At 64.9% G+C, this 228-nt stretch carries 1 protein-coding gene; it reads left to right on the top strand.

Annotation, left to right across the window (positions count from 1 at the left end):
• Positions 1-228: alpha-amylase family glycosyl hydrolase (locus tag SB765_RS34695; RefSeq protein WP_410933164.1), on the top strand; the 228-nt coding region annotated here is incomplete at both ends.

Here is a 228-nt window from a genome sequence, read left to right as displayed (position 1 = left end):
CGATACGGAAACCTCGAACTGGACCCACGATCCGGTCGCCGGCCAGTACTACTGGCACCGCTTCTACTCGCACCAGCCGGACCTGAACTTCGACAACCCGGCCGTCGTGCGCGAGGTGATCCAGGTGATGCGCTTCTGGCTCGACCTCGGCATCGACGGGCTGCGGCTCGACGCGGTGCCGTATCTGGTCGAGCGCGAAGGCACCAACAACGAGAACCTGCCCGAGAC

This window comes from Pseudomonas sp. SIMBA_067, assembly GCF_046534675.1.
GTDB classification, from domain to species: domain Bacteria; phylum Pseudomonadota; class Gammaproteobacteria; order Pseudomonadales; family Pseudomonadaceae; genus Aquipseudomonas; species Aquipseudomonas putida.
The sequence above is the reverse complement of the archived record's forward strand: the minus strand, read 5'-3'. Positions and strand labels throughout refer to the sequence as shown.